General features: G+C 73.0%; 22 protein-coding genes. 15 read left to right on the top strand and 7 right to left on the bottom strand.

Annotated elements, in window-relative coordinates; genetic code table 11:
• The first annotated feature begins 214 nt into the window (after positions 1-214).
• The gene (locus tag ACWD4B_RS29950; RefSeq protein ID WP_451423685.1) at positions 215-706 is read left to right on the top strand and encodes an inorganic diphosphatase; all 492 of its coding nucleotides are present in this window, start codon (positions 215-217) and stop codon (positions 704-706) included.
• Between the two features lie 39 nt (positions 707-745).
• Positions 746-2,164 carry a hypothetical protein gene (locus tag ACWD4B_RS29945; protein WP_451423684.1) on the top strand — a complete coding sequence of 473 codons (1,419 nt, stop codon included), beginning with the start codon at positions 746-748 and terminating at the stop codon, positions 2,162-2,164.
• Between the two features lie 112 nt (positions 2,165-2,276).
• Here ACWD4B_RS29945 and ACWD4B_RS29940 read toward each other — a convergent pair whose 3' ends face one another.
• The gene (locus ACWD4B_RS29940) at positions 2,277-2,690 is read right to left on the bottom strand and encodes a spore wall synthesis regulator SsgD (RefSeq protein WP_336414022.1); all 414 of its coding nucleotides are present in this window, start codon (positions 2,688-2,690) and stop codon (positions 2,277-2,279) included.
• A gap of 107 nt (positions 2,691-2,797) precedes the next feature.
• Positions 2,798-3,973: a sensor histidine kinase gene (locus tag ACWD4B_RS29935; protein ID WP_451423683.1), complete on the bottom strand. Its 1,176-nt coding sequence runs from the start codon at positions 3,971-3,973 to the stop codon at positions 2,798-2,800.
• A 132-nt stretch (positions 3,974-4,105) separates the two neighbouring features.
• Here ACWD4B_RS29935 and ACWD4B_RS29930 point away from each other — a divergent pair, with 132 nt between their 5' ends.
• Complete coding sequence (locus ACWD4B_RS29930; RefSeq protein WP_451423682.1) at positions 4,106-5,173, top strand: WD40/YVTN/BNR-like repeat-containing protein; 1,068 nt, start codon at positions 4,106-4,108, stop codon at positions 5,171-5,173.
• A gap of 2 nt (positions 5,174-5,175) precedes the next feature.
• Here ACWD4B_RS29930 and ACWD4B_RS29925 read toward each other — a convergent pair whose 3' ends face one another.
• Entirely contained in the window at positions 5,176-5,475 is a 300-nt protein-coding gene (locus tag ACWD4B_RS29925) for a YciI family protein (protein WP_336414025.1), read from the bottom strand.
• A 52-nt stretch (positions 5,476-5,527) separates the two neighbouring features.
• On the opposite strand from ACWD4B_RS29925, the gene ACWD4B_RS29920 reads away from it, so the two are divergent.
• The 3 genes from ACWD4B_RS29920 (at position 5,528) to ACWD4B_RS29910 (ending at position 7,711) form a co-directional block, all read left to right on the top strand.
• Positions 5,528-6,220, top strand: a complete 693-nt coding sequence (locus ACWD4B_RS29920) for an endonuclease V (RefSeq protein WP_451423681.1) — start codon at positions 5,528-5,530, stop codon at positions 6,218-6,220.
• Positions 6,221-6,347: 127 nt separating this feature from the next.
• Positions 6,348-7,277, top strand: a complete 930-nt coding sequence (locus ACWD4B_RS29915; RefSeq protein WP_451423680.1) for a dihydrodipicolinate synthase family protein — start codon at positions 6,348-6,350, stop codon at positions 7,275-7,277.
• Between the two features lie 44 nt (positions 7,278-7,321).
• Positions 7,322-7,711, top strand: a complete 390-nt coding sequence (locus tag ACWD4B_RS29910) for an MmcQ/YjbR family DNA-binding protein (RefSeq protein WP_451423679.1) — start codon at positions 7,322-7,324, stop codon at positions 7,709-7,711.
• 6 nt (positions 7,712-7,717) lie between these two features.
• Here ACWD4B_RS29910 and ACWD4B_RS29905 read toward each other — a convergent pair whose 3' ends face one another.
• From ACWD4B_RS29905 to ACWD4B_RS29890, 4 genes are all read right to left on the bottom strand, one after another.
• Positions 7,718-8,623, bottom strand: a complete 906-nt coding sequence (locus ACWD4B_RS29905; RefSeq protein ID WP_451423678.1) for an isopenicillin N synthase family dioxygenase — start codon at positions 8,621-8,623, stop codon at positions 7,718-7,720.
• Positions 8,624-8,716: 93 nt separating this feature from the next.
• Positions 8,717-10,204 (bottom strand): CoA transferase, encoded by a 1,488-nt coding sequence (locus ACWD4B_RS29900; protein WP_451423677.1) that lies wholly within the window; start codon positions 10,202-10,204, stop codon positions 8,717-8,719.
• Between the two features lie 45 nt (positions 10,205-10,249).
• Positions 10,250-11,248: a 3-hydroxyacyl-CoA dehydrogenase family protein gene (locus ACWD4B_RS29895; protein WP_451423676.1), complete on the bottom strand. Its 999-nt coding sequence runs from the start codon at positions 11,246-11,248 to the stop codon at positions 10,250-10,252.
• A gap of 185 nt (positions 11,249-11,433) precedes the next feature.
• Positions 11,434-12,171, bottom strand: coding sequence for an acetoacetate decarboxylase (locus ACWD4B_RS29890; RefSeq protein WP_451423675.1), 738 nt, complete (start codon positions 12,169-12,171; stop codon positions 11,434-11,436).
• Positions 12,172-12,313: 142 nt separating this feature from the next.
• Here ACWD4B_RS29890 and ACWD4B_RS29885 point away from each other — a divergent pair, with 142 nt between their 5' ends.
• The 9 genes from ACWD4B_RS29885 (at position 12,314) to ACWD4B_RS29845 (ending at position 22,949) form a co-directional block, all read left to right on the top strand.
• Entirely contained in the window at positions 12,314-13,210 is an 897-nt protein-coding gene (locus tag ACWD4B_RS29885; RefSeq protein ID WP_451423674.1) for a LysR family transcriptional regulator, read from the top strand.
• A 101-nt stretch (positions 13,211-13,311) separates the two neighbouring features.
• A complete protein-coding gene (locus tag ACWD4B_RS29880) occupies positions 13,312-14,049 on the top strand; it encodes a helix-turn-helix domain-containing protein (protein ID WP_451423673.1) in 738 nt (245 codons plus the stop codon).
• A gap of 69 nt (positions 14,050-14,118) precedes the next feature.
• Complete coding sequence (locus ACWD4B_RS29875) at positions 14,119-15,567, top strand: CoA transferase (protein ID WP_451423672.1); 1,449 nt, start codon at positions 14,119-14,121, stop codon at positions 15,565-15,567.
• Between the two features lie 116 nt (positions 15,568-15,683).
• Positions 15,684-16,877, top strand: a complete 1,194-nt coding sequence (locus ACWD4B_RS29870) for a CaiB/BaiF CoA transferase family protein (protein WP_451423671.1) — start codon at positions 15,684-15,686, stop codon at positions 16,875-16,877.
• A 15-nt stretch (positions 16,878-16,892) separates the two neighbouring features.
• Complete coding sequence (locus ACWD4B_RS29865) at positions 16,893-18,077, top strand: acyl-CoA dehydrogenase family protein (RefSeq protein WP_451423670.1); 1,185 nt, start codon at positions 16,893-16,895, stop codon at positions 18,075-18,077.
• Entirely contained in the window at positions 18,074-19,138 is a 1,065-nt protein-coding gene (locus ACWD4B_RS29860; RefSeq protein WP_451423669.1) for an acyl-CoA dehydrogenase family protein, read from the top strand. Before ACWD4B_RS29865 ends, ACWD4B_RS29860 begins: the two co-directional genes overlap by 4 nt.
• 265 nt (positions 19,139-19,403) lie before the next feature.
• Positions 19,404-20,558, top strand: a complete 1,155-nt coding sequence (locus tag ACWD4B_RS29855) for a CaiB/BaiF CoA transferase family protein (protein ID WP_451423668.1) — start codon at positions 19,404-19,406, stop codon at positions 20,556-20,558.
• The gene (locus ACWD4B_RS29850; protein ID WP_451423667.1) at positions 20,548-21,690 is read left to right on the top strand and encodes an acyl-CoA dehydrogenase family protein; all 1,143 of its coding nucleotides are present in this window, start codon (positions 20,548-20,550) and stop codon (positions 21,688-21,690) included. The genes ACWD4B_RS29855 and ACWD4B_RS29850 overlap by 11 nt, the downstream gene beginning before the upstream one ends.
• A 44-nt stretch (positions 21,691-21,734) precedes the next feature.
• Entirely contained in the window at positions 21,735-22,949 is a 1,215-nt protein-coding gene (locus ACWD4B_RS29845; RefSeq protein ID WP_451423666.1) for an acetyl-CoA C-acetyltransferase, read from the top strand.
• Positions 22,950-23,086: the final 137 nt, after the last annotated feature.

Here is a 23,086-nt window from a genome sequence, read left to right as displayed (position 1 = left end):
TTGGGGGCGCGGGGAACTGCGCGATCAGCCACGATGCGCCTGCAGTCGAGGTTCTCGGGGCTTCGCCCCGAACCCCGAGGTAGTGCGCCGACTGCGGGTCGGTGGGGGCTGGTCGCGCAGTTCCCCGCGCCCCTGACGGGGCGCCATGGCGCGCGGGAGCATACCGCGCCACCATGAGGTGCCGGCCGGCCCACCGCTACCGAGGAGCGCGCCCGTGGAGTTCGACGTCGTCGTGGAGATTCCGCAAGGCAGCCGCAACAAGTACGAGATGGACCACGAACGGGGGCGCATCCGGCTGGACCGGATGCTGTTCACCTCCACCCGCTACCCCGCCGACTACGGATACGTCGACGGCACGCTCGGCGCGGACGGGGAGCCGCTGGACGCGCTCGTCCTCGCGGGCGACCCCACCTTCCCCGGCGTCTTCATCCGGTGCCGCGCCATCGGCATGTTCCGTATGACGGACGAACAGGGCGAGGACGACAAGGTGTTGTGCGTCCCCGTCGGCGACCCCCGGCACGAGCACCTGCGCGACCTGCGCCATCTGCCCGAGTTCGACAAGCTGGAGATCCAGCACTTCTTCGAGGTCTACAAGGAGCTCGAACCCGGCAAGTCCGTCGAGGGCGCCTGCTGGGCGGACCGGGCCGCGGCGGAGGCGGAGATCACCGCGTCCCGGGAGCGGGCGAAGGGATCGCAGCCGCGGTAGCCGCAGACGCGGTAGTCGCGGATGCGGTAAAAGAGGCGCATGGCAACTACGGGGCGGCGGGCGCCCGATGGGCGGCTCGTCGCCGTCGCGGTCGCGTACGCGGTGGTGCAACTCTGCTACGCCGTCGTGCACATGGACCTCGGCTGGGACGAGACCGTTTACCTCTCCCAGGTCGATCCCCGCCACCCGGCCGCGTTCTTCAGCGCGCCGCGCTCGCGCGGCGTGAGCTTCCTCGTCGCCCCCGTCGTCGCCCTCACCTCCTCCGTGCCCGTGCTGCGCGTGGTGCTGGTGCTGTTGTCCTCGGCCGCCCTCTACGCCGCGTTCGCGGTCTGGCAGCCGCTGGTGGGCCGGGCGCGCGTCGCCCTCGCGGCGCTGCTCTTCGCCGGGCTGTGGATCACGGTGCTCAGCGGGCCGGAGGTGATGCCGAACCTGTGGATCGCACTGTCGGCCGTCGCCGCGGCGGGGTGGTTCCTGCGCACCCGCGGCGACGGACGCCGCCGCGCCCTCGCCGGCCTCACCGTCACACTCGCCGCGGCCGCCCTCTTCCGCGCACCCGACGCAGTCTGGCTCGCCCTGCCCCTGCTCGCCGTGTGCGCCGCAGTGCGGGACTGGCGCCGGCCCGGCACCGTGGCCGCCGTACTGGGCGGGCTCGCGCTGGGCGGGGTGCAGTGGGCGGTGGAGGCGTACGTCCGCTTCGGCGGCATCGGGAACCGGCTGTCGCTCTCCAGCGACACCGAGGGCGGCATGGGCGCCCACCTCGGCGCGGGGCTGCGGGCCGCGTACCGCAGCCTCAACGGGCCGCAGCTGTGCCGCCCTTGCCACATCGCCGGACCGTCGGTGACGCATGCGCTGTGGTGGCTGCTGCTGCCGGTGCTGGTCGCGGCGGCGTGCGCGGTGGGGCAGAGGGAGGAGAGGGCGGTGACGCTGCTGCCCGTCGCCTGCGCGGTGGCCCTGGCGGCGCCGTACCTGCTGTTGCTGGACTACTCGGCGCCGCGGTTCCTGCTGCCCGTGTATGCGCTGCTTTCCCTGCCGGTGGCGGGACTTGTGGTGCGGGTGGCCCGGGGGCGGCGTGTGGTGACGGGCGTGGTGTGCGTCGTGCTGGTCGCCCACGGTGCCGTGCAGCTGAAGGAGTTGCGGCTGAACACCGCCGATGCGCGGGACACGACTGTGCGGTACCGGCGCGCCGCACAGGAGTTGGGGCGGCTGGGGGTGAGGGCACCGTGTTTGGTGACGGGGCCGCGGGCGCAGCCGATCGCGTACGAGGCGGGGTGCGCGTCCGCGGAGACGATGGGGAACAACCGGTCGACGACGGTGCGGGGCATCGTGGATGCCGCATCCACGATGCCGGTGGCGATTCTCTACGATCCGGGGGATCCGTATCTGCCCGCTTATGCGCGGGCTTGGCATGCGCATGTGCTGCCGGGGACGGACTGGTTGGTGTACTTGAGCGCCCCGTAAGGGGCGCGGGACTGTTGACATATGCGGCTCCGCCGCGCGGGCGCGACCAGCCGACTGCAGGCGCGTTGTGGCTGGTCGCGCAGTTCCCCGCGCCCCTTCGGGGCGCGGAACCTCACGCCTCCCGTAGCAGCGCCGCCAAGTCGCCCTCCACGTCCAGGTGGACCCCCTCCGCCCCCGCAGGGACCACCGCGTATGAGCCTGCCAGGAAACCCCGCAGTTCCGCCGTGTCGATCTGCACCATCGCCACGCCCTCCGCCGCGTGCAGCTCCAGGACCGTGCGCTGCGGCCCGCAGGGCCAGACGCGGACGTCGCCCGTGCCCGAGGGCGTGAGCAGGCCCCGTGCCAGCAGTTCCCGCGCGAAGATCCACGAGACCTCGGATCCGTCGAGCGAGGCCGCGGGCGGGAAGACGACGTGGACGGCGAAAGGATCGGCACTCGCGTACCGCAGACGGGCCCGGACCGTTCGGGTGGGCGGAGTCGACGCGATGAGCCGTGCCTGGACAGCCTGGTCGATGACAGTGGACAACGCCTGCTCCCTTGCGGTTGATGTCCGGGTGGTGCGGTCCGTGCCTTCCTCGAAGGGTGAGACGTTGGAACCATTACGACAGTGCGATGAATGGAGCGTGACCTGCGTCACGCTTGGACCGGCAGGACGGCCAGCACCTCCCACCCGCCCCCGGGCGCCGGCCCCGCCGTGAGCGAGCCCCCGATCGCGTCCGCGCGCTCGGTGATGCCCACCAGGCCCAGCCCGCCGCTCTCCTCGGGCGGCCGCGGGGGCGCCCCGCGGCCGCCGTCGTCGCGGACGGACACGAAGAGCCGCTCCCCGGAGTGCTGCAGCGTGATATCCACGGCCGAGGCACCGGGGTTGTGCTTGGCCACGTTGGCCAGCGCCTCGTCCATGATCCGGCGTACGGACGCGGCCAGTTCGGGGGCCAGCCCGGCGCCGAAGCGCGGGTCGACGTCGAAGGTGACGTGTGCGTCGGGATGCGCGCGACGGAAGGCCTCGACGGGCTCGGCGATCCGGTCCGGGCCCGGCAGGGGCTCCCGGCGGGGGTGGTCCTGGTGGAGCACCTTGAGCAGCCGCTGGGCCGTCGTCATGGCCTCGTCGCCGGCCTCCTGGATGTTGCGCAGCGAGGCGGCCACCCGCTCGTCCTGCGCCAGCGATCCGGTGGCCTTGGCCAGCAGGGTCATCGCCTGCACGTGGTGGGCGACGTAGTCGTGCAGCTCGCCCGCCAGCTCCAGCCGTTCGGCCTCGCGCGCGGCGGCCACCGCCTGGGCACGCTCGGCGTCCCGGTAGCGCAGGCACAGCCCGAGCGCGGTGACGCCGGCCACGACGAGTGCGTACGCGACGACGGTCGTGCCGCTCGCGTCCGCGTCCCGGACCGGCGCGGCCAGCACCCCGGCCGCCAGGGCGATCCCCAGCGGCACGGCCGGCCGCACCGGGGTGCGCCAGGCGACCAGGCACAGCAGCACCAGCAGGGCCGCGCTCTCGGTCAGGCCCCAGACGGGGATCGGCTGACCGGCCGCCAGCAGTCGGCCGGTCACCACCCAGGACACCCCGACGGCCGCCGCGGCCCGCGCGGCCAGCGGTGCCCACGGCAGCACGCACAGCGCCACCAGCAGCCCGGCGATCCACACCAGCAGATGCGCGTGGTGTGCGGCGGCGGAGTACGACGAGTAGGAGGTAGCCCTGCCGAGCAGCCGGCCCTCGCACACCCACAGCCCGCACAGGGCGGCCACGAGCCAGCCTCGTCCGCGGGCGGTCCTGGGGCGCGCACCGGCGACCGCCGGCAGGGGCATCTGCGACATGCCCTCGACGCTAGGCAGCCGCGCGCACGTGCGGATCGACCGTCCAGCCACAAGCCACTGGCCGAAAGGATGAATGTTTGACGGTCTCGGGCCGTGGACGATGCGGCCGGTCCTCCACTAGCTTGCCCGTCCATGACAAGACGTGGCCTTGCCGTATTGACCGTATTGACCGCAGTCGTCTGCGGGCTCGTTCTCCAAGTGCCGGCCCAGGCGGCCCCGCACCCCTCCTGGGAGGCCCGGAACAGCGGCACCGACGCCCACTTCCGCGGGCTCGCGGCCGTGAGCCGGTCCACCGCATGGGCCGCCGGCACCAAGGGCACCGTGCTGCTCACCCGCGACGGCGGCCGCCGCTGGCGCACCGTCTCCCCGCCCGGCGCGGGCGCCCTGGAGTTCCGCGACGTCAAGGCCTTCGACGCCCGGCACGCCGTGGTCCTGGCCATCGGCGAGGGCGAGGCCTCCCGCATCCTGCGCACCGACGACGCCGGCCGCACCTGGACGGAGGCCTTCCGCAACACCGACCCGAAGGCCTTCTACGACTGCCTCGCCTTCTTCGACCACCGGCACGGCATCGCCCTCGGCGACCCGGTCGACGGACGGTTCCGCGTGCTGGCCACCGGCGACGGCGGCCGCAGCTGGCGCGTCCTGCCCTCCGGAGGCATGCCGCCCGCCCTGCCCGGCGAGGCCGCCTTCGCGGCGAGCGGCCAGTGCGTGGTGAGTTCCGGCGGCCACGACGCGTGGATCGCCACGGGCGGCGGCGCCGTCTCACGCGTCCTGCACTCCGTCGACCGCGGCCGCACCTGGACGGCGTCCGCCACGCCCGTACCGGCGGGCGACCCCGCCCGGGGCGTCTTCGCCCTCGCCTTCCGCGACCGCACGCACGGGCTGGCCGTCGGCGGCGACTACCGCGCCGGTCAGCCGTCCCCGCACGCCGCCGCGCTCAGCCGCGACGGCGGCACCACCTGGACGGAGGCCGGACTCCCGCCCGCCGCCTACCGCTCCGGTGCCGCCTGGCTGCCGCACAGCCGCACCACGGCCCTGGCCGTCGGCCCCACGGGCAGCGACCTCACCACGGACGGCGGCCGCAGCTGGCACGGCTTCGACACCGGCTCGTACGACACCGTCGCCTGCGCCCCGGACGGCGGCTGCTGGGCGGCGGGGGAGAAGGGCCGGATCGCCCGGCTGGGGAGGTCGGGACGATGAGGTCAGGACGGTAGCGTCTCGCGGTACTGCTCCAGCGGTGCGGCGGTCTTCGTGGCGAAGAACTTCGTGATCGTGTACTCGCACACCCCCGCGACGCTGAACGGGTCGCTCTTGGCGATCTCCTCGATCTTCGTCCGGTCGTCGCCGAGCGCGAGGATGATGCCGCCGTCCCGCGGGTCCTTGCGCCCGGAGGCGATGAAGACCCCGGACGCGTAGTGCGAGTCCAGCCAGGCGACATGCTCCGGCAGGGCGGCCTCGATGCGGTCGATGGGCGCGATGTACGTCAGCTCCATTACGAACATGATCGACAGGCTACGCCCGTGCCGTAGCGTGGGCGCCACTATGACCAGTGCCATGACCGATACGTCCCGCAGTGTGCCGCCCGACTGGCCCACGACCGAGGCGGAAGCGACCGCCGTCCAGGACGAGTTGCGCAACCGCGTGATCCTGGACGAGCCCGGCCCGGCGCCGGACGCGCCGTTGGTCGCGGTGGGTGTGGACGTCGCCTACGACGACGAGCGCGACGTCGTCGCCGCGGCCGCCGTGGCGCTGGACGCGGCCACGCTGGAGGTCGTCGGGCAGGCGACGGCCGTGGGCCGGGTGAGCTTCCCGTACGTGCCCGGCCTGCTGGCGTTCCGTGAGATCCCCACCGTGCTGGCCGCGCTGGAACGGCTCGCGGTGGAGCCCGGCCTGGTCGTCTGCGACGGCTACGGCCTGGCGCACCCGCGCCGCTTCGGCCTGGCGAGCCACCTGGGAGTGCTGACCGGCCTGCCGACCGTCGGGGTCGCGAAGAACCCGTTCACCTTCCGCTACGAACAGCCGGGGCCCCTGCGGGGCGACACGGCGCCGCTGCTCGACGGCGAGGAGGAGGTGGGGCGGGCGCTGCGCACCCGGGAGGGCGTGAAGCCGGTGTTCGTGTCCGTGGGACACCGGGTGAGCCTGGACCGCGCGTGCGCGCAGGTGTTGCGGCTGGCGCGGGGGTTCCGGTTGCCGGAGACGACGCGGGCGGCCGATGCGCTGTGCCGTGCGGCGCTTCGGGGGGCGTAGGGGGCCGTTTTCCGGGGGCTGCCGCCCCCGGGGCCCGCTGGTCCGTTGTCGGCTGCAGGCGCGTCGTGGCTGGTCGCGCAGTTCCCCGCGCCCCTTACGGGGCGCCGGTTTTGGGTAGGGGCACTGGGTGACCCCCATCCTCACCGGCGTCATCCCGCCCCTCTGCACCCCGCTGACCCCCGACGGCGACGTCGACACCCGCTCCCTCGCCGCCCTCGTCGAACGCACCCTCTCCGCCGGCGCGGCAGCGCTCTTCGCGCTCGGGTCCAGTGGTGAAGCCGCCCTGCTCGACGATGCGCAGCGGCGGACCGTCCTGGCGACGGCCGTCGAGGCCGTCGCAGGGCGGGTGCCCGTGCTTGCCGGGGTCATCGACATGAGCACCGCCCGCGTCCTCGCCCACGCCCGTACCGCCGCGGCCCTCGGGGCGGACGCGGTCGTCGTCACCGCGCCCTTCTACGTCACGCCCCATCCGGACGAGACTGCCGCCCACTTCCGGCGCGTCCGCGAGGGCGCAGGGCTGCCGGTCGTCGGGTACGACATCCCGTCCTCCGTCCACACCAAGCTCGACGCCCGCACCGTGCTCGCCCTCGCGGAGGACGGCACCCTGGTCGGGCTCAAGGACAGCAGCGGTGACCTCAACGCCCTGCGGCGCCTGCTCGTCGCGCTGCGCGAGCGCGGCCTGCACGGCACGTTCTCCGTGCTGACCGGTTCCGAACCGGCCGCGGACGCCGCCCTGCTGGCCGGTGCGCACGGTGTCGTGCCGGGGCTCGGCAATGTCGACCCTGCCGGGTATGTACGCCTCTACGAGCACGCCCGCGCGGGCCGCTGGGCGGAGGCCGCCGCCGAACAGGACCGGCTGGCCGCCCTGTTCGCCCTGACCGGTGCCGGGGATCCCGCCGTCATGGGGGTCACGTCCTCCGCGCTCGGCGGTTTCAAGGCCGCGCTGCACCTGCTCGGTGTCATCGACTGCCCGGCCACCGCGGCCCCGCTGACGCCTCTTCCGGACCGTGCGGTGGCGACCGTGCGGCGCATCCTGCAGGAGACCGGACTGCTGTGATCCGGCTCCGCCGCGTTGTCAGTGGTGCGGGTTAGCTTGGGCACATGGCAGGCAAAGCAACCGGATCCGCTCCCCTCAAGGCACGCGCCGCCGTGCGCGCGTTCGCGCTGGGTCTCCCCGGCGCGGTCGAGGAGTTCCCTTGGGAAGAGGACGCGGTCGTCAAGGTCAACAAGAAGATCTTCGTCTTCCTGGGGTCGGAGGGGAACACCGAGACCCCCGGCATCGGCGTCAAGCTCAAGGACGAGGAGGCGCACGGCCATGCGCTCGCCGTCCCCGGCGCGGCGCCGAGCGGGTACGGGCTGGGGCGGCACGGCTGGGTGTCGATCCCGCTGACGGGCGAGAGCGCGCCCGTCGAGCTGCTCTGCGACTGGGTCGAGGAGAGCTATCGCACCATTGCGCCCAAACGGCTCGTGGCGGAGCTCGACGCCCGCTGACGGGCGTCAGCGGACCCGGATGGCGTCGAGTTTCTCCCTCAGGTAGCGGTGTGAATCGATGCCGCGCACGTCCGTCCCCGGGTTGCACTCGTAGAAGTAGACCAGTGACATCAATTCCTCGGCCGGTTCGTCGACGGGTGGCGGCAGTACGCGATGCCGGCCGGAACGCCAGCGGCCTCCGGTCCAGAACGCCATGAGGTCGCCGATGTTGACGGTGAGCGCTTCCGGGTCGTACGGGGCGTTCTGCCAGCCGTCCTCGTCGGTGAAGACCTGCAGCCCCCCTCGGCCCTGCTGCCGGTCCAGGACGGTGACCGTGCCGAAGTCCGTGTGCGGCCCGATGCGGAACTGGCCGGGCTGCGGGGCCCCGACCGTCTCCACGCCCGGGTACCGGTTGATGTTGAATCCCCAAGTGGGATGTGTGGTGTGCCGGGTGAAGAAGTTCTCGCCCTCGCCGAGGGCGACACCCAGCAGTTCCAGGATGCCGTCCGAGAGGCGGCGCATCCGGTCCAGGTATGCGGTCACCGGGGGCCGGAGCGAAGGGACCTCCGCGGGCCAGGTGTTGGGCGCGAACCACTCGGCGCCCACGGACGGGTCCTGGCCCGGTCCCTCCGCCGCGAAGGAAAGGGATTCTTTGAGGTCGGGCGGCGTCTCGGTGCCCTCCGCATACCCGTTGGCCTCGGCGCCCGGCCCGAGCCAGCCGCGCCCGCCGACCTCGACGGCGTACGGGCGCTTGGCCTTCTCCGGAAGCCGGAAGAACACCTGGGCCTGCGCACGGACGGCGGCACGCAGGTCCGGAGCGATGCCATGCCCGGTGACGAGCAGGAATCCGGCGGTGCGCAGCGCCCGGTCGACCACGGCAGGACTGTCGTCGATCCGCCAGGTGCGCATGTCGATGGTGGGAACGGAGGCCATGACGCGACTCTTCTCGCACGCACGGGATGTCAACCCCGTGCTGTCGCGGCGAGTACTTCACGGTCCCCGTACCGCCAGGGCTTGTCCGAGGGGTCAGTCGTGGGGCAGCCACTCCGGGCGGCAGGCGCCGCGCGGGAGGAGGATCTGCCGGTACGCGCCCGGGGTCTCGGACATCCGTACCTGGTCGGTGACGCCCTGGTAGTGGCCGAGCGGGGTCTGCGCGGTGAAGGTCTCCGGGGCGGGGTAGGCGTGCTCCTCGCCGGTGCCGGCGATCGCGGTGGCGTACTCCTTGTCGAAGATGCCCATGCTCAGGATCCACAGGGCGACCCGGGACAGGGAGACGTGGACGCGGTAGCTGCCTCCGTCGAGGGCGCGGCGGCGCAGGGCCTCCACGATGCCGGCGGTCATGAACCACGAGACCAGGTAGTCGTTGACCACCGTGATCGGCGGCAGGGCCGGCCTGTCGCCGTCGCCCTCCAGGTGCAGCAGCCCGGTCAGCGCGCCTGCGGTCTGGTCGAAGCCGAGGTAGTCGGCCCAGGGGCCGCTCCTTCCGTTCAGCGAGACGGTCGCGTACACCAGGCCCGGCCGCCGGGCGATCGCCTCGTCCTCCGACAGCCCGATGGACTCCAGGAAGCCGGGGCGGCGGTTGGCGAAGAAGACGTCGGCCCCCGCCTGGAGTTCATGGATGCGGGCCAGGCCCTCGGGGGTGTACGGGCTCACCGTCGCCGAGCGGACGCCGACGTTGGCCGTCCGGTACGTGACGTCATGCTCCAGTTCGTTCGGCCGCCACAGGTTGAGCACGTCGGCCCCGTGCAGGGCCAGTGCCCGGCCGGCGCCGGCGCCCGCGATGATGTGGCCCATGCCCAGCGCCCGCACCCCGTCCAGCGGCGCCGTCGCACCCTCGGGCAGCGGCTCGGGCGCGCTGTCGCCGACGCGGGTGATCTCCACCAGCGGCATGTGTGCGAGGTGGCCAGCGTATTGACGCTCCGTCAGAATCTCGCTCGGCGTCCGGACCATGGGCATCACCGCACCGGCCTCGGCCCCGGCCCTCTCCAGCTCGCGGGCGTCCCACCGGGCGACGGCGGCGGCGACGGCCTCGGGTATCTCCGGTGCGCCCAGCAGCTTCTGCGCGGCCTGCTTGATGTTGGGGTAGATGTTGAACGGCATCATCCAGCGCCCGTCGGCCGTCCGGTAGAACGCGTTGGCATAGGCCATGTTGGGGATCGACGGAGTACCGGCGGGGTAGCCGTTGAGCAGCTCCCACTTCTGGTCGTAGAAGGGGCAGAGCCGGTGCGGTCCCACCCGCAGGTCCATCGCGATGTCCTGGCCCGGGCCGCCGCGCTGCCGCCACAGTGCGGCCACGGCGGCGGACTTGGCGACGAGGGCGATGCCGGAGGCGGCGCCGAGCCGCAGGGTGCTGGGCACCACCGGGTCGGCTCCGTAGTACGTGATCGTGCCGCCGGTGTCCTCGGGCTTCAGCCCGATGCCGGCCAGGACGTCGGCCGTTTCGGCGTGGACGTCGAACGCGTCGTCCGTCGCGGGGGCGGCGATCGCCTGGGTGATCCTGTCGGTGAGAGACATGGTGCGTCGTTTCCGTTTCCCGGGTGCGTGAGGTTCGGTGAAGGGTCAGTCGCGGGTGGGAGCGGGTGTGCCGGGGGCATCCCCGAGGACACGCATCAGGGCGACCTGTGCGCGGTCGCGTCGGGCGGCGAGCTCACCGACCGGCACGTCGCCGAAGGCCTGCCGGGCCTGCTCGGTCAGCCGGGCGACGGTGGTCCCGTCGAAGGAGGGGCTGCCCAGGCCCGGCCACGTGGCCTCCATGGCGCGGCCGAGGTGCTCGATGAAGTGCGGCAGGCCGCCGGGGCCGCCGCCGAGGTGGAAGGTGCGGAAGGGGCCCGCCACGGCCCAGCGCAGACCGATGGAGGCGGTGACGATGTCGTCGAGCTCCTGCTCGGTCACCACGCCTTCGGCCACCAGGTGCACGGCCTCGCGGAAGAGAGCCGACTGCAGCCGGTTGGCGACGAAGCCGGGGATCTCCTTGTGCAGGACCTGCGGCCGCTTGCCCAGCGCCGCGTAGAAGTCGCGGGCCTGCTCCACGGTGGCCCGGGAGGTCCGCTCGCCGGGCACGATCTCCACCAGCGGTACCAGGTGCGGCGGGTTGAAGGGATGGCCGACGACCAGGCGTTCGGGCTGCCGCATCGCCTGCGCGATGGCGGTGGCCGGGATGCCGGAGGTGGAGGTGGCCAGCAGCGCGTGGGCGGGCGCGGCCCGCTCGACGGTCCGCCAGATCTCCTGCTTGACCTCCAGGCGCTCGGGCCCGTTCTCCTGGACGACGTCGGCGTCCGCGACGGCGGTGGCGAGGTCGGCCTCGAAGTGCAGCCGGCCGGTCAGGCCCTCGATGGGCAGCCCCAGTCCGGCCAGGCCCGGGACGATCTCCTCCAGGCCGTCGAGGACCAGCTTCGCCACGTCGGGGCGCGGGTCGCTGACGACGACGTCCATGCCGTGGGCGAGGAACAGGCCGGCCCAGGAGATGCCGATCACCCCGCCGCCGATGATCGTGGCCCGCCGGTACGTGCCGGGGAAGCGGGCGGCGTCCACCGCTGCCGGTTCAGTGCTGTTGTCCATGGTCTTCACGCTTCTCTTGGTGTCTGTGACGTCGGCGGTGTCAGGGCCTGTCCGGCTGGTCTTGCAGCGCCCCGTCAGGGGCGCGGGGCGGCCCGATCGTCGCCTGCGGGCGCGTCGTGGCTGGTCGCGCAGTTCCCCGCGCCCCTTCGGGGCGCGAAGGTCCGCCGGACTGGCCCTGGGAGCCCTCAGTCGGCGAGGTAGTCGTGGACCGCTTCGGCGGGGCTGAGGGTGAGGTCGGCGACGATGTGGCTCGCGCCGACGACCTCCAGGACGGGCAGGTCCGCGAGCGGCGCCAGCGCGTGGGCGAAGAGCTGCAGCCGGGCCGGGCCGCGGAACGCGCTCTTGACCGTGATGTCGTCGATCCGGGTACGGACCAGCTCGCAGATGCGCGGCGTGCCGTCGTAGCCGAGCGCGGTCTTGACCATGAACGTGGGCGTACGGATCTCCGCGCGGGCCTCGTCGAGGTCCATCGGGTCGTGCTTGTAGCCCATGGTGGCGGTGGCCACCCGCAGCGAGCCGTAGTCGAGGGTGCCGACCAGCGTGTCGGAGTCGACGCGGAGCACGGGGGAGCCGAACTTCTTCGGGTACGCGCTCAGTTCGCGACCGCTGGTGATGGCCGGCACGCTGTCGACGTACATCGCCAGGTTGAACTCGCCGTGCTCGCCGTCGTGTTCGACGGAGATGAGCTGGCCGGCCTCGGTGTAGTCGCCCAGGCCCGTCACGTCCGGCATCCGGATGACCTCGAAGCGGACCAGCGGATCGGTGACGGCCAGCGGCTCGGGGACGATCCGGCGCAGGGCCTCGGGGTCGGTGCGATAGGTGATGTTGAGGTACTCGCGGTCGGTGAACCGGTACCGGGTGGGGGCGTAGGCGGGCGCGTTCACCGGGGTGGTGAACAGGCGCGCGACGTCTTGCGAGCGCATCGGAGGACTCCTGGGAGACCGGGATTCTCGGGAGGGGGAGGAGCGCCGGGCTCGTCGTCCGGGGCTCCCACGACCGAGTGAACGCCCCGAGCCGGATGTCTGTCCAATATATGTTTTCGTAGATCGAGATATGGTTGACCATATGGAACTGACCAGGCGCCTCCTCGAACAATTCCTGGCCGTGGTCGACGAGCAGCACTTCGGCCGGGCCGCGGAACGCCTCTCGATGAGCCAGCCACCCCTCAGCCAGGCCATCCAGCGTCTGGAGCGGGGCATCGGCGCGACCCTCCTGGAGCGCGGACCGCGCGGTGTGCGCCCGACCCCCGCGGGCGCGGCCTTCGCCACGGACGCGCGACGGATGCTCAACCTCCAGGACGCCGCCGTCGAACGCGCGCGGCGCGTCGCACACGGACTGGAGGGCGATGTGCGGGTCGGGTACGTCAGCATCCTCAGCCACCGTCACCTGCCCCGGTTGCTGCGCGCGGCCGCCCGGGAGATGCCCGGCCTCCGGATCAAGCTGCACCAGGACTCCTCGGCCTCCGTCGCGGAAATGATCCAGGCCGGCGCCCTCGACCTGGGGTTCCTGCGCGACCCCGCACCGGTACCGGCCGGCCTGGTCACCCAGGACATCGCCGTCGAACGCCTCGCCGCCGCGCTCCCCACCGACCACCGGCTGGCCGGCGAGGAGGCGATCGGACTGGCGGACCTGCGCGAGGAGGACTTCGTCCTGCCCGACGCCACGGCACTGCCGTCCCTCGCGCAGCAGCTCCAACTCGCCTGCCACGAAGTGGGCTTCACCCCCCGGCCCCGGGCCACCGCCGACGACCTCACCGGCCTGTTCAGCTACGTGGCCTCCGGGCTGTGCGTCAGCGCCCTCCCCGAGGAACTCCGTGAATTCGCCCTCCCCGGAGTCGCCTTCGTCCCGCTCAGCGGCACATCGCCCAACCTGGACACCCACATCACCGCCGTCCTCCGCCCGGACGCGGACGACGCCGTCCGGCGGCTGCTCGACCTGATCACCCGGCACATGCCCGCCTGAGACAGGGGTCGGCTTGCCCGTCGGGGTGGTGCGGGAAAGGATCGACGGGCCGTGTCGGCGCGAGTGGCCGGCGGCGTACGAGAAGAACGGGGTGGGGCGGGATGAGCGAGCACGGCCGACGGCAGCGGCACCGTACGGTGGACCGGGTCGCGTGGATCCTGGAGGCTGCCGCGCGGGCGCCGGGCGGGGTGACCGTGGCCGAGCTGGCGCGGACGGTCGAAGCGCCGGCGAGTTCGGTGCAGGATCTGGTCAACGGCCTTGTCGCGACCGGGTTTCTGCTGGAACAGCACCGGCGCTTCAGGCTCGGGCCCGCCCCGCACGTCCTCAACCTCATCGCCGGCCGGGTCGTCCCGCGGATCGGCCAGGCCGAGCTCGACGGACTGAGCCGTGTCGCGGGTACCCCGGTGCTGCTCACGGTGCGGGTCGGGCTCGACGCCGTGTACCTCGCGCGCGGCGGCGAGGACGAGATTCCCCGCCTCGTGCCGCTCGCCGACCGGCACATGGCCCGGCCGCTGCTGCGCACCGCCGCGGGCCGGCTGCTGCTGGCCTTCACCGACGAGGCGGAGCGCCGTGGGCTGCTCGACGAGCTCGCCCGCCACGACCCCGAGGCGGTCGCCGAGTTCCGCCGCGCTCTTCCGGCGATCCGCACATCGCGGATCAGCCGCAGCGAGGGTCTGGCCGACCCCGAGGCCTGCGCCCTCGCGATCCCCGTCACCGACGGCCCCGTCGTCACGGGAGCCCTCGCCCTGATACACCGGCGCCGCGGCCGCTCGGAGCGGCTGTTCCTGGACCGGGCGGCGGCCCGGCTCCTCGCGCACATCCAGGAGAGACGGACGTGACGTCCGCATCGATTCACGGATATCCGTGAATGTGGGTGCTAGCGCAGTGCCGGGAACGAGCATCCGGGCATGACTTCGAACACGCTGACCACGACCGAGCCGACGCCGACGCCGCCGCCCACCGGCGAGATCGTCTCCCGGCTGCTGCACACCCTCGGCGACCCCGAACCGGCCCGGGGGGCCGAGGACATCACCGTCGTCGGGGCCGATCCCCTGGTGCCCTCCGTGCACCGCCTCGCCGATGCCATGTCCGCCGCGATCGGGGTCTTCGGGCGGCAGACCGCGGCGGTCGGCGAACAGCGCGGTCACCCGCACCAGAGGGTTCAGGTGCAGGCCGGGGCCGCGATCGACCAGCTCATGGCGACGTATCACACGACGCTGTCGGGACGCCCGATCGGTGCGCTGCTCGACGATCCGGCGCTGCTCGACAACAACGACTTCTACCGGGCGCGCGACGGCCGGTGGATCTTCATCATCACCACCTATCCGCATCTGCGGGACGCGGTCCACTCCGTGCTGAGGTGCGGGCCCGACAAGGTGGGGATCGCGCAGGCCGCGGCCGGCTGGGACGCCTTCACGCTGGAGGAGGCCATCTGCGCGCGGGGCGGCGTCGCCTGCGTGGTGCGCAGCCGGGACGAGTGGCTCGCGCACCCCGCGGGGCGGTACGTCGCGCAGCGCCCGGTCGTCGAGATCGAACGCGTCGGTGACGGACCGGCCCGGCCTCTGGAACCGATCGGCGAGGCCGACGAGGCGCTCGCGGGCGTACGGGTGCTCGACCTCACCCATGTCATCGCAGGTCCCGTCGCGGCCCGACTCCTTGCCCAGTTCGGCGCCGACGTGCTGCACCTGTCGCGCCCCGACCGCCCCGACCCGATCCCGATGATCGTGATGACCGGCGGCGGCAAGCGCAACGCCTACTGCGACCTGCGCGACGATCACGACCGTGCGGCCTTCCACGACGCGCTCCAGGACGCGGACGTCTTCGTGCACGCCTACCGGGGACTCGCCCGGCACGGGGCGTCGACCGAGGAACTCGTCCGGCGCCGCCCCGGACTCATCACCCTCGAACTCCATGCCTGGGGCGCCGAAGGCCCCTGGGGCGAACGCGGCGGGTTCGACCAACTCGCCTGCTCGGCCACCGGATTCGCCGTCGAGGAGTGGACCGACCGGCCGTCGCTGCCGCCGACGTACCTGCTCAACGACTACCTCGCCGCCTACCTCGGGGCCGCCGCCGTGGCAACGGTCCTGCGCCGACGCGCGACGGAGGGCGGCTCCTGGCGGATCCGCGTGACCCTGGCCGGGGTGTGCCACTGGGTGCAGGAACTCGGGCTGCTGGCACGGGAGAACGTCATCGACCTGCCCCGGCCCGGGCGCGCACCGCTCGCCGCGCTGTCGACCACCGGGACCGACTTCGGCCCGCTCACCGAACCGGCGACACCGTTCGCGTACAGCGGGCGCACGGTCCCCCAGCCGGGCCGGCGTTCCCCGCTGGGGTCCGCTGCGCTCCAGTGGCGCTGAGCGCTCCGCTGGAAGTCCGTACGTCATCTGCGGGCGCGTCGTGGCTGGTCGCGCAGTTCCCCGCGCCCCTTCGGGGCGCGATACCGCTCCCCCCGATACCCAGGAGGCACCGGAAGATGTCCGAGAAACCGAACAGTTCGTCCGGCCGCGGACTCCTCGCCGGAGTCCGTGTCATCGAACTGGCCAGCGTGATCATGGCCCCGTACGCCGCCCAGCAACTCGGCGACCTGGGCGCGGACGTGATCAAGGTCGAGCCGCCCACGGGCGACATGACGCGCCACTACCCGCCGCGGCGCCACCCCGGCATGGGCGGCCCGGCACTCAACCTGAACCGCAACAAGCGCAGCGCCGCCATCGACCTCAAGGCCCCGCACGGCCGCGACGCCCTGCTCGCCCTGCTGCGCACCGCCGACGTCTTCATCACCAACCTGCGCCCGCAGGCCCTGGAGAAGCTCCGCCTCGGCTACGACGAGGTCGCGGCCGTCAACCCCGGCCTGATCTACGCAGGCGCCCAGGGCTTCCGCAGCGACAGCCGCTACGGCACCCACGCCGCCTACGACGACATCATCCAGGCGGCCAGCGGCCTGGTCTGGCTCAACCACAAGGTCTCCGGCCAACCGCACTACGTTCCCACCGTGCTGGCCGACAAGATCTGCGGCATGCAGATCGCCCAGTCGGTACTGGCCGCACTGCACTACCGGGACCACGGCGGCACCGGACAGCGCATCGAGGTCCCGATGGCCGACACCATGCTCGCCTTCAACCTGGTCGAGCACCTGGGAGCGGCCGCCCTGGAGGCCGACGGGGAGTTCGGCTCCGCCCGCTCGCTCAGCCCGCAGCGCCGAGCCCTGCGCACCGCCGACGGCTGGATGTGCATCCTGCCGCACAGCGACCGCAACTGGCGGGACTTCACCGCCTTCGTCGACCGCCCCGAACTGGGCGCCGACCCGCGCTTTTCCACCGGCCCCGACCGGGCCCGCAACGCCGACGCGTTCTATCCGCTGCTCGCGGAGCTGACGCTGCAGCACACCAGCGCCGAGTGGCAGGAGTTCTGCGACCGGGCGGGCATCGCCGCCGCCCCCGTGCTCGACCTGGAGTCCGCCGCCACCACCGCCTACGCCCAGGAGGGCGGCCTGCTGCACGAGGCCGAACACCCCACCGAGGGCCGCTACCGGGTCATCGGCCGCCCGGTGCGCTACTCGGCCGACCCGGAGCCGGAGCTACGGCCCTGCCCGGGCATTGGCCAGCACACCGACGAGGTGCTCCGCGAAGCCGGCTTCGACCCCTCCTTGCTGCACACCACACACTGACGGAGCGAATCACTCATGTCTTCTTCGACTTCGACTTCGACGCTTTCACCGATCGCCTTCCCCGACGTCGCCCTGCCCGAATCGACCCGCCGGCTCCGCGCCGAGGTCCGCGCCTTTCTCGACGAGGAGCGCGCCCGCGGCACCGTGCTCGGCCGTCCCGACTCCTGGCTGGCCGGCTGGGATCCCGGCTTCAGCCGCCGCCTCGCCGAGCGCGGCTGGGTCGGCATGGCCCTGCCCACCGAGTACGGCGGCGCCGGCCGCGGCTTCCTGGAGCGCTATGTGGTGATCGAGGAACTGCTCGCCGCCGGCGCCCCGGTCAGCGCCCACTGGGTCTCCGACCGGCAGGCCGGCCCGTCCGTCCTCCAGCACGGCACCGAGGAGCAGCGCCGCTTCTTCCTGCCGAGGATCGCCGCCGGGCAGTGCTTCTTCTCCATCGGCATGAGCGAGAAGAGCAGCGGCTCCGACCTCGCCTCGGTCGCCACCCGTGCCGAACGCACCGCCGACGGCTGGCGGTTGACCGGCACCAAGATGTGGACCGGCGGCGCCCACGTCAACGACTACGCCATCGTGCTGGCCCGCACCGACGACGCCGAGGACAGGCACGCCGGCCTCAGCCAGTTCATCGTCGACCTGCGCGCCCCGGGCGTACGGGTCGAGCCGATCCGGCTGATGAGCGGCGAGCACCGCTTCAACGCCCTCCACCTCGAAGGCGTCGACGTCCCCGACGGCATGCTGCTCGGGCAGCGGGGCGACGGCTGGAAGCAGGTCACCGGCGAACTCGCCTTCGAACGCAGCGGCCCGGAACGCTACCTGTCCACCTTCCCCCTGCTGGTCTCCCTGCTCCGCGAACTGGAACAGCACCCGGCCACGGCCGAACAGCTCACCCGCGTCGGCATTCTGACGGCCCGTCTGTACAGCATCCGCCGGCTGTCCCTCGGTGTGGCCGCGGCCCTGGACGCTGGAGCCTCCCCCGACACCCAGGCCGCCCTGGTCAAGGACCTCGGCACCCGGCTGGAAGGTGCGCTGGTCGACACCGTCCGCAGCATCCTGCCGACCCCGGCCGACCCGTACGCCACCCCCGGCAGCCACCCCGAACTGCTCGCCTTCGCCCTGCTGCACAGCCCCGGCTACACGCTGCGCGGCGGCACCAACGAAATCCTTCGCGGCATCATCACTCGTGGTCTGGAGCAGCACCGATGAACACCCACACGATCGACACCGGCGCCCCCGCCATCCCCGCGGACGCCTACGACACCGCTGCTTTCTACGCCGATGCGGACGCCATCGCCATCGTCGCCAACACCACCGCCCCCGACGCCGTGGCCCTTCCCTCCGCGGACGCCTCCACCGCCGAACTCCTCGCCGCCGCCCAGGAAGCAGGGCGCCGCGCCGTCCCCGCCCCGCTCGCCGAGACCGTCCTGGTCGCCCGCCCGCTGCTGCGCCGCGCCGGCCTCCCCGTCCCGGACGGCCCTCTCAGCTACGCCATCGCCCCTGAGCTCACCGTCCGTTACGCCCACCCGGCCACTTCGGGCGTCGGCTCGGCCGGCTGCTCGGGCGACGACGACACCCTGCTGGTCACCGGCACCCTGCGCCGCGTCCCCTGGGCCCGCGCCGCCACCGCGGTGGTCGTCCTGGCCACCGCCCCCTCCGGCCCCGTCCTGTTCACCCTCACCCCCGACCGGGCCGTCCTCACCCCCGGCCGGAACCTCGCCGAGGAACCCCGCGACGACCTGCACCTCGCCGCCCTGGAGATCCCCGCCTCGCAGGCCCGCCGGATCTCCCCCGAACTGCTCGACGAGGCCCGGCTCCGCGCGGCCCTGGCCCGCTCCGCCCTGATCGCCGGTGCCGCCGAACGCTGCGTCGACCTGACGGTCGCCCACACCACCGCCCGCACCCAGTTCGGCCGTCCGCTCAGCCGCTTCCAGGCCGTCAAGCAGGAAGAAGCGCGGCTGATCGAGGAGACCGCCCTGGTCCGCACCGCCGTCCGGGCCGCCGCCCCGCTGGACCCCGGCGGCCCGGACGCTCACCTCGCCATCGCCGCCGCCAAGACCCAGGCATCCGTCTCGGCCGCCGAGATCGCCCGCATCGCCCACCAACTCCACGGCGCCATCGGCATCACAAGGCTCAACCCGCTCCACCTCGCCACCACCCGCCTGTGGTCCTGGCGCGACGAGGACGGCGACGAGACCTACTGGGCACGCCGCCTGGCCCACCCCCTCACCGCCGCCACCCTCTGGCCCGTCCTCACCACCACGCCCTAGGGTGCGCCCCGTAAGGGGCGCGGGGAACTGCGCGACCAGCCACCGTCGGCCTGCAGCCGACGCACTGCCCCAGGGGTCCGGGGCGAAGCCCCGAGAACTTCGGCTGCGGGCACGTCGTGGTTGCTCGCGCAGTTCCCCGCGCCCCTGACGGGGCGCCCCCGACCGGCAAAGCGGACCCCGCAAGGGCTTGTGGAGAGTGGAACACGTTCTTAACATCGCGGGTGTTACAGCAAATGTGTCACACGGCATGGGCGTTGGGGGCCGCATGGCAGGGACAGGGCACGGTCCGCACGGTCCGCTCACCGGAGTGCGGGTCGTCGAGCTCGCGGGCATCGGCCCCGGGCCGTTCGCCGCCATGCTCCTCGCCGACCTGGGCGCCGACGTCGTCCGCGTCGACCGGCCCGGCGGCCCCGGGCTCGGTGTCGACCCGCAGTTCGACATCACCAACCGCAACAAGCGCTCGGTCCTCGTCGACCTCAAGACGGAGGCCGGCCGGGAGGCCGTCCTCGAACTGGCCGCCCGCGCCGACGTGTTCGTCGAGGGCTACCGCCCCGGCGTCGCCGAGCGGCTCGGCGTCGGCCCCGAGGCGGCCCTCGCCCGCAACCCCCGCCTGGTGTACGGGCGGATGACCGGCTGGGGCCAGGACGGTCCGCTGGCCGCCACCGCCGGGCACGACATCGGCTACATCGCCGTCACCGGCGCCCTCGGCCTGACCGGCCCGCCGGACGGGCCCCCGTACGCCCCCGCCAACCTCCTCGGCGACTACGCGGGCGGCTCCCTCTACCTGGTCGTCGGCGTCCTCGCCGCCCTCCACCACGCCCGCGCCGCCGGCACCGGGCAGGTCGTCGACGCCGCCATTGTCGACGGCACCGCGCACCTGACCGCCATGCTGCACGCCATGACCGCGGCCGGCGGCTGGCAGGACCGGCGCGGCGCCAACCTCCTCGACGGCGGCGCCCCCTTCTACGGCACGTACGAGACGTCGGACGGCGGCTGGATGGCCGTCGGCGCGCTGGAGCCGCGCTTCCACGCCGAGTTCGCCCGGCTCCTCGGCATCGAGGACGTGGCCGACGCCCGTACCGACACGGCCCGTTGGGGCGAGCTGCGCACGGCCGTCGCGGCACGCTTCCGGCAGCGCACCCGCGCCGAGTGGACCGAGGTGTTCGCCGGCACGGACGCCTGCGTCGCGCCCGTCCTCTCGCTGCGCGAGGCACCGCAGCACCCGCACCTCGCCGCCCGCGGCACCTTCGCCGCGCCCGGCGGCCTCGTCCAGCCCGCCCCCGCCCCGCGCTTCTCCGCCACCCCCGGCACCCTGCGCCGCCCGCCCGCGCAGCCGGGGGCCGACACGGCGGAGGTGGCCCGCGACTGGGACGTACCCGGACTCCATCAGCTCCAGAAGGGCCCGCACGATGAAGCGTGAGATCTACGGTGCCGAGCACGAAGCCTTCCGCGCGACCGTCCGCGCCTTCCTGGCCAAGGAGGTCGAGCCGCACTACGAGCAGTGGGAGAAGGACGGCGTCGTCTCCCGCGAGGCCTGGCTGGCGGCCGGCCGGCAGGGGCTGCTCGGCATCACCGTCCCCGAGGAGTACGGCGGCGGAGGCAGCACGGACCACCGCTTCGGCGCCGTGCTCACCGAGGAGTTCGCCCGCTCCGGCGCCGCCGGCTTCGGCGTCGAGCTGCACAACGACATCATCGGCCCGTACTTCACCTCGCTGGCCACCGAGGAGCAGAAGCGCCGCTGGCTGCCGGGCTTCTGCACCGGCGAGACCGTCACCGCCATCGCCATGACCGAGCCCGGCGCGGGCTCCGACCTCCAGGCCCTGCGCACCACCGCCGAGGACCGCGGCGACCACTGGCTGCTCAACGGCTCCAAGACGTTCATCTCCAACGGCATCCTGGCCGACCTGGTGATCGTGGTGGCCCGCACCAAACCGGAGGGCGGCGCGAAGGGCATGAGCCTCCTGGTGGTCGAGCGCGGCACGCCGGGCTTCGAGCGCGGCCGCAACCTCGACAAGATCGGCCTCAAGGCCCAGGACACGGCCGAGCTCTTCTTCCACGACGTCCGCGTGCCCAAGGAGAACCTGCTCGGCGAGCTCCACGGCGCCTTCGTGCACCTGATGCAGAACCTCCCGCAGGAACGCCTGTGCATAGCGGTCGGTGCGATCGCCGCCGCCGAGTACCTGCTGGAGACCACCCTGCGCCACGTCAAGGAGCGCGAGGCCTTCGGACGCCCGCTCGCCCGCCTCCAGCACGTCCGCTTCGAACTCGCCGAGATGGCCACGGAGTGCGCCGTCACCCGCACCTTCGTCGACCGCTGCATCGGCGCCCACGACCGTGGCGAACTCGACGCCGTGCACGCGGCGATGGCCAAGTGGTGGGCCACCGAGCTGCAGAAGCGCGTCGCCGACCGGTGCCTGCAACTGCACGGAGGCTACGGTTACATGACCGAGTACCGGGTCGCCAGGGCCTTCACCGACGGCCGTGTCACGACCATCTTCGGCGGGGCGACCGAGATCATGAAGGAGATCATCGGCCGTTCCCTGCTCGCGTGACCCCCACGAACCGTTCCGAACAGCTTCCGAAAGGCTGCCGACCCTTGAGCACCGAAGCGTACGTCTACGAAGCGATCCGCACCCCGCGCGGCCGCGGCAAGGCCGACGGGGCCCTGCACGGCACCAAGCCGATCGACCTCGTCGTGGGCCTCATCCACGAACTCCGGCACCGCCTGCCCGAGCTGGACCCGGCGGCGATCGACGACATCGTGCTCGGTGTCGTCAGCCCGATCGGCGACCAGGGCTCCGACATCGCCCGCATCGCCGCCATCGCCGCCGGACTGCCGGACACGGTGGCCGGCGTGCAGGAGAACCGCTTCTGTGCCTCGGGCCTGGAGGCCGTCAACCTGGCCGCGGCCAAGGTGCGTTCGGGCTGGGAGGACCTCGTCCTGGCGGGCGGCGTCGAGTCGATGTCCCGGGTGCCGATCGGCTCCGACGGCGGCGCGTGGTTCGGCGACCCGATGACCAACCACACCGTCGGCTTCGTCCCCCAGGGCATCGGCGCCGACCTCATCGCCACCCTGGGCGGCCACTCCCGCCACGACGTCGACTCCTTCGCGGCCCGCTCGCAGGAACTGGCCGCCGCGGCCTGGAAGGACGGCCGCTTCGAGCGCTCGGTGGTGCCGGTGCGCGACCGCAGCGGGCTCGTCGTCCTCGACCGCGACGAACACCTGCGGCCCGGCACGACCGCGGAGACGCTGGCGAAGCTCAAGCCGTCGTTCGCGGCGATGGGCGAGACGGGCGGCTTCGACGCGGTGGCGCTGCAGAAGTACCACTGGGTCGAGAAGATCGACCACGTGCACCACGCGGGCAACTCCTCGGGCATCGTGGACGGGGCGGCCCTCGTCGCCATCGGCAGCCGCGAGGTGGGCGAGCGGTACGGGCTCACGCCGCGGGCACGCATCGTCTCGGCGGCCGTCTCCGGCTCGGAGCCGACCATCATGCTCACGGGCCCGGTCCCCGCGACCCGCAAGGCGCTGGCCAAGGCCGGGCTGACGATGGACGACATCGACCTCGTCGAGATCAATGAGGCGTTCGCCGCCGTGGTGCTGCGGTTCGTCGAGGAGACGGGCGTCGACCTGGCGAAGGTCAACGTCAACGGCGGCGCCATCGCCTTGGGACACCCGCTGGGGGCCACCGGCGCCATGCTCATCGGCACGGTCGTGGACGAACTGGAACGGCGCGGCGGACGCTACGGCCTTGTCACGCTGTGCGTGGGGGGCGGTATGGGGATCGCCACCGTTGTAGAGCGCGTCTAGCGCGTTGCGCCCCGTCAGGGGCGCGGGGAACTGCGCGAGCAACCCCCACCGGCCTGCAGCCGACGCACCACCCCAGGGGTCCGGGGCGAAGCCCCGGGGACCTCGACTGCGGGAGCGTCGTGGCTGATCGCGCAGTT

This window comes from Streptomyces sp. NPDC002536 (genome assembly GCF_053594995.1).
The sequence above is the reverse complement of the archived record's forward strand: the minus strand, read 5'-3'. Positions and strand labels throughout refer to the sequence as shown.